Genomic DNA, 5,693 nt, shown 5'->3' with positions numbered 1-5,693 from the left:
GCTTTTGGCTTATCCGATACAGAACAGTTCTATGGCAAACAGTGTGGTGCTCGACCCCTTCGGCGGCTCCGGCTCCACGCTCATTGCCTGTGAGCAGACCGACCGTATCTGCTGTACCATCGAACTGGACGAGAAGTTCTGCGATGTCATTGTCCGCAGATACATCGAGCAGGTCGGCACGGATGAGAAGGTCAGCGTTCTGCGTGACGGCAAGGAATACAAGTTTAGTGAGGTAGCACCTCATGATGAATAAGCCTTTGACCCTCGGAAGCCTCTTTGACGGCTCCGGGGGCTTTCCTTTGGGCGGACTGCTTGCCGGTATCACTCCCGTGTGGGCTTCGGAGATCGAGCCGTTTCCCATTCGGGTGACCACCAAGCGTCTGCCTTTTATGAAGCACTACGGGAACATCTCCGCTATGGACGGCGGCAAGGTGGAGCCGGTGGATATCATCACCTTCGGCAGCCCGTGTCAGGACATGAGCGTGGCTGGCCGAAGGGACGGTCTGGACGGCTCCCGTTCCAGTCTCTTTTATGAAGCCGTCCGCATTATCAAAGAAATGAGGTGTGCCACAGGTGGCAGATATCCAAGATACATCGTATGGGAGAACGTCCCCGGTGCCTTCTCCTCGAACCAGGGCGAGGACTTCAAAGCCGTCCTCGAAGCGGTCATCGGCATCGCCGAGCCGAATGCCGAGGTGCCTATGCCTGAAAAGGCACGATGGCCCTACGCCGACCTATACATGGGAGATGGATGGAGCGTTGCGTACCGAACTCTTGACGCACAATACTGGGGAGTTCCCCAACGCAGACGCCGCATCTACCTTGTCGCAGATCTTGCAGGCAGAGGTGCCGGAAAAATACTATTTGAGTCAGAAGGCCTGTCTGGGTATTCTGCGGAGGGCTTCCGCTCGTGGCAAAGAGCTGCCGGAAGTTTTACGCCTTGCGCTGGAGCGACAGGCTTCGATGGATACAACGGCAGTCTGACGGACGACACTTCCGCCACCCTCGGCGTGAACTGCGGAATGAGTACCGGTCGGAATGGTATTGTTTTGAATGACCAGGGCGGCAACCGCATGGAAGTTTCCGAGGATGTTGCGGCAACGCTCCGAGCAGAAAATCACGGGCATCCGCCCTGCGTGATGGAGTCGGCAGGATTTTGCACCGAGCATTCCGCAAAGAGCCGCACCATCGGCTATGAGGAAGAGTGTTCTCCCACACTTCGGGCAGGCGTTGTTCCTGCGGCGGTGGCGCTGGAAAACCATCCGACCGACAGCAGGGTCAAACTTTCCGAGGACGGCAATGTGCAAACGCTGACCTCCCACATGGGTACAGGTGGCAACAATGTGCCGCTTGTGATGAAGATCCGCTCCGGCTGTGAAGGTGGCGGCAAGGGACCTCTCATCCAAGAGAACAAATCCGCAACTCTGTCCTGCAACAACGACCAGACGCTGTTCGAGCCTTGCGGCTGGGACGGCGGACAGGTTTCTCCGACTCTCACCAAGCAGAATGCCGGAGGAAATCAGCGGATGCCGGACAAGGACAACTTCACCTGCGTCCTTCAGCCATTCGGCATCTGCTCCAAGGACTCCAATGCCATGAAGTCGGACAATCCCCACAGTGGCATCTACGAAGCGGAAACCGCACGGACGCTTGACGGAAACGGCGGCAATCCCTCCTGCAATCAGGGTGGAATTGCTGTTGTCGCTTTCACGCAGAATCAGCGGGATGAGGTTCGTGACCTCGGAGACCGCTCCGCTGTTGTGTGTGCTAATGCCGGGACGAAACAGCAGACCTATGTGCTGCAGGGCTCCATGATCGGCCGCGAGGACAGGAACGGTCCCCAGGGCGATGGCATCAACGAAGATGTCAGCTTCACCTTAAATACCGTTGACCGCCATGCCGTGTACAGCATGACAACGGGCAGCTTCACCCAGGTTTCCAAGGAAAAAGCACCGACTGTCCTTGCCCGTGACTACAAAGACCCCACCGCCGTTTGCTACGGCATCGGCAGAGACACCTTCAACCAGGGGCAGAACGCCAAGTTCGCTCCGACCTTTGAAAAGGAGCTTCAGCCGACACTGGTGGCAAAAGGGCCGGGCGCTATCCAAAGCGGATACACCGTCCGCCGTTTGACGCCCACCGAGTGCGCCAGACTTCAAGGCTTCCCGGACAACTGGTGTGCCGACCTCGGCACGGAAAAGCCGACCGATGAGGAAATGTACTTCTGGCATAAGGTGTTCAAGACCTACTCCGAAGTGACCGGCTGCAAAATGAAGTCCGACAAGCAGGTTGCAAAATGGTTGAAAGACCCGTATTCCGACAGTGCGGAATATAAGATGTGGGGCAACGGCGTGGCGCTTCCGTGCGTATGGTTCGTGCTCTGCGGAATTGTGTGGTATGCACAGTCCGGCGGCGATAATGCGCCGATATAATCTACACCGGAAATGTGCAGATATAATTGGATACATGCCGTAGGTGGCGCTAATATTTGACGAAGTTTGGCTTCTAAATGAAATATTCCTTTCACAAAAGATAAATTCTACTTATGACGGCTAGATTTCGTCTTGATAGGGGCCCGATTCAACACCTTGCTTCTGTAGCTTCGCAATTATTCTGTTTAGCAAAAGTTGCCCAACGTCCTTAAACCATTTAGAATAACCAAACCACTCAACAAGAATAGGACTTACTTTGTAGTATACTTGGATAAACAATCTGCCGTACCACGTTGCCGAAAGTGTGTTATCACGAAAACGTCGGAGTGTCCAGACTTGAGGGCAATTATATGAACCGTAGACACACGTTGCTATGTAACAGCCACCGGAATGATATTCATTTTCAAGATAAAGATTCTTGCATTCGTCGAGATGAGCCATGGACGCATCCACGGTGATATGTACACCTTTCGCAATCTCTGAATTAGCGCCAAATATATTTTGTACATTCTGAGAAATATTTGATAAAGCATAGCTAATTGCTGAGCAATCGTTAGAGAAACCATCACGCAAACGCCGAATGAGTTCTGGATCGCCTTTTTGTCCGGCAGAGTTCTTGGCATCACGACAATTGTAGTACCTTCTCATTGTATCAACATAGGAATCGATATATTCAAGGGTACATTCAATAATTATGCTTACGGCATTAAGCTGATCTTGTTTATCGCTGACATTATCATAGATCAATCCTAACGCAGTGGGAATTTGGTCAACCAAGCGGCGAATACGCTGAAAATATGGAGCCCAGGCGGGATGAGGCAAGTCACAGTATTCTGCAAAGAAGTATGCTTCCCAACTCACAGGGTCCTTCTCAAGTATTTTTTTGTAAAACTTTTTAGCGGCATCAAAATCGTTGATATTCTTCGCTCGCCGCGCTGCTTGATATAGGTCATCGTGTTTATGCGATTCTTTCGTTTCATAGATATTTACAACATCTGCGCGGATAGTATTATGGTTAGTACTGTAAAAATTATTGATGGCTTTTTCAACTACAAACACAGTCCCACAAAACTCACATATTGCGGTATCCTTATTACTATCAATTTTGAGATTGCCACCACAGTTTGTACATTTAGCGTTGACTAATGGCATAAACCACACCCCCTATTATTTATATTTTACTATATTATTTGTAGAATGTAAAGGCAGAGAACTTATCGCCGCATAATTTGCGAGCGAAAAAATTGTTCCCACCGCCACTTAGAGAGGTCGTTTAGAGCATTTTGGCAGATGTGACTGAAGTCGGAAGGAGACGCTAGATTTTTTGTCAATTTGTGGAGGCATCACGGGAACAACCATTTCATCCTTTGTGTGGATTCCTGTAGACACGGAGCAGCCTCTCAAATCTGTACTGCGCTTTATCGCGCACAGCAAGCCAAGCGGTCAAAGATCCGCAACAAGCGATAAGGGGGCGATACCATGTGGAAAGAAGGCAGCATCAGAGTTAACGGCGAGGTTTTTCACTACTGGATGAAGCAGTACGACAAAGGCTCCGAGTGGGGTATCGACGGCGGACGTATTTCCAAGCTCATGCTCAAGCGGGACGGCAAAATCGTCTGCAACTACGACAGGGGCTGGGACATTGAACCCGCCGATGAAAACACACAGCTTGCGCTGGAACTTCTGCTCCACAGCGAGAACTGATAAGCCAATAATTCCATAAAGGGACTGAGCCGAAAGGCTCTTTCTCTCGTATATTCTGAAACAGCCGCAGGGCTGTATTTTTTATGCCCAGGAGGTGGTCTCTACGAGAAAACTGAAAACATATAAGCCCACAAGGTTCATGGAGAAAACCTCCCACTACGATGTGGACGCAGCGGATTATGCTGTCATGTTCATCGAAAGTCTGTGTCACACCAAAGGCACCTGGGCGAGAAAGCCTTTCGAGCTCATCGACTGGCAGGAGCAAATTATCCGGGACATTTTCGGTGTCCTCAAGCCCAACGGCTACCGGCAATTCAACACGGCATACATCGAAATTCCGAAAAAGCAGGGCAAGTCCGAGCTTGCCGCTGCGGTGGCACTCCTGCTCACCTGCGGTGACGGCGAGGAGCGCGCCGAGGTGTACGGTTGCGCCGCCGACCGTCAGCAGGCGTCCATCGTTTTCAATGTGGCGGCTGATATGGTGCGGATGTGTCCGGCACTCTCCAAACGGGTCAAGATACTGGATTCCCAGAAGCGGCTCATTTATCAGCCAACGGGCAGTATCTACCATGTGCTCTCCGCCGATGTCGGTAATAAGCACGGTTTCAACACCCACGGCGTGGTGTTTGACGAGCTGCACACCCAGCCGAACCGCAAGCTCTTTGATGTTATGACGAAAGGCTCCGGCGACGCTCGTATGCAGCCGCTGTATTTCCTCATTACCACAGCCGGCAATGATACGAAGTCCATCTGCTATGAGATACATCAGAAAGCAAAAGATATCATTGAGGGTCGCAAAATCGACCATACCTTCTATCCCGTCATCTATGGCACTGAGGAATCGGACGATTGGACCGATCCTAAGGTGTGGAAGAAAGCAAATCCGTCCCTCGGCATTACGGTTGGCATCGACAAGGTCAAAGACGCCTGCGAGTCTGCCAAGCAGAACCCCGGCGAGGAGAACTCCTTCCGGCAGCTGAGACTTAATCAGTGGGTCAAACAGGCAGTGCGCTGGATGCCGATGGACAAGTGGGACAAATGTGAGTTCGCTGTCTGCGAGGACGATTTGGAAGGTCGTACCTGCTACGGTGGTCTGGATCTGTCCTCCACTACGGATATTACAGCATTCGTTCTGGTGTTTCCACCGGAAGACGAGGACGACAAGTACATCATCCTGCCGTACTTCTGGATACCGGAGGACAACCTCGACCTTCGAGTCCGGCGTGACCATGTGCCATACGATGTGTGGGAACGGCAGGGCTTTTTGCAGACCACCGAGGGCAATGTCGTTCACTACGGCTACATCGAGAAGTTCATCGAAAGCCTGGGTGAGCGTTTCAATATCCGTGAAATCGCCTTTGACCGTTGGGGAGCTGTGCAGATGGTGCAGAACCTTGAGGGCATGGGCTTTACGGTCGTTCCCTTTGGACAGGGCTTCAAAGATATGTCCCCACCCACCAAGGAGCTGATGAAACTGGTGCTGGAGCAGAAAATTGCCCACGGCGGACACCCCGTCCTCCGCTGGATGATGGACAACATCTTCATCCGCACCGACCC

Annotated in this window: 5 protein-coding genes; 4 read left to right on the top strand and 1 reads right to left on the bottom strand. The window is 51.9% G+C overall.

Annotated features, from left to right (window positions below; translation table 11 throughout):
• Together WMO66_RS13460 and WMO66_RS13455 are read left to right on the top strand one after the other, a co-directional pair.
• A partial coding sequence (locus tag WMO66_RS13460; RefSeq protein WP_349136920.1) for a DNA methyltransferase occupies window positions 1-253 on the top strand: 253 nt, incomplete at its 5' end.
• Entirely contained in the window at window positions 246-2,432 is a 2,187-nt protein-coding gene (locus WMO66_RS13455; protein WP_349136921.1) for a DNA cytosine methyltransferase, read from the top strand. The genes WMO66_RS13460 and WMO66_RS13455, both read left to right, overlap by 8 nt.
• Window positions 2,433-2,552: 120 nt before the next feature.
• Here the strand turns inward: WMO66_RS13455 and WMO66_RS13450 are convergent, their stop codons facing one another.
• Complete coding sequence (locus WMO66_RS13450) at window positions 2,553-3,584, bottom strand: TFIIB-type zinc ribbon-containing protein (RefSeq protein ID WP_349136919.1); 1,032 nt, start codon at window positions 3,582-3,584, stop codon at window positions 2,553-2,555.
• Between the two features lie 327 nt (window positions 3,585-3,911).
• Between WMO66_RS13450 and WMO66_RS13445 the strand changes: the two genes are divergently transcribed.
• Both WMO66_RS13445 and WMO66_RS13440 read left to right on the top strand, forming a co-directional pair.
• The gene (locus tag WMO66_RS13445; protein ID WP_349136918.1) at window positions 3,912-4,136 is read left to right on the top strand and encodes a DUF7678 domain-containing protein; all 225 of its coding nucleotides are present in this window, start codon (window positions 3,912-3,914) and stop codon (window positions 4,134-4,136) included.
• A 139-nt stretch (window positions 4,137-4,275) separates the two neighbouring features.
• Window positions 4,276-5,693, top strand: a 1,418-nt coding sequence (locus tag WMO66_RS13440) for a terminase large subunit (RefSeq protein WP_349136917.1), incomplete at its 3' end; no start/stop codon positions are given.

Source organism: Faecousia intestinalis (assembly GCF_040096185.1).
Taxonomy (GTDB): Bacteria; Bacillota; Clostridia; order Oscillospirales; family Oscillospiraceae; genus JAZOXB01.
Note: the sequence above shows the minus strand (reverse complement) of the source record. Positions and strands in the feature narration are given on the sequence as shown.

Coding starts and splice junctions, on each gene's coding strand:
- WMO66_RS13455 (WP_349136921.1), top strand. CDS start 246: ATGAATAAGCCTTTGACCCTCGGAAGCCTCTTTGACGGCTCCGGGGGC.
- WMO66_RS13445 (WP_349136918.1), top strand. CDS start 3,912: ATGTGGAAAGAAGGCAGCATCAGAGTTAACGGCGAGGTTTTTCACTAC.
- WMO66_RS13450 (WP_349136919.1), bottom strand. CDS start 3,584: ATGCCATTAGTCAACGCTAAATGTACAAACTGTGGTGGCAATCTCAAA.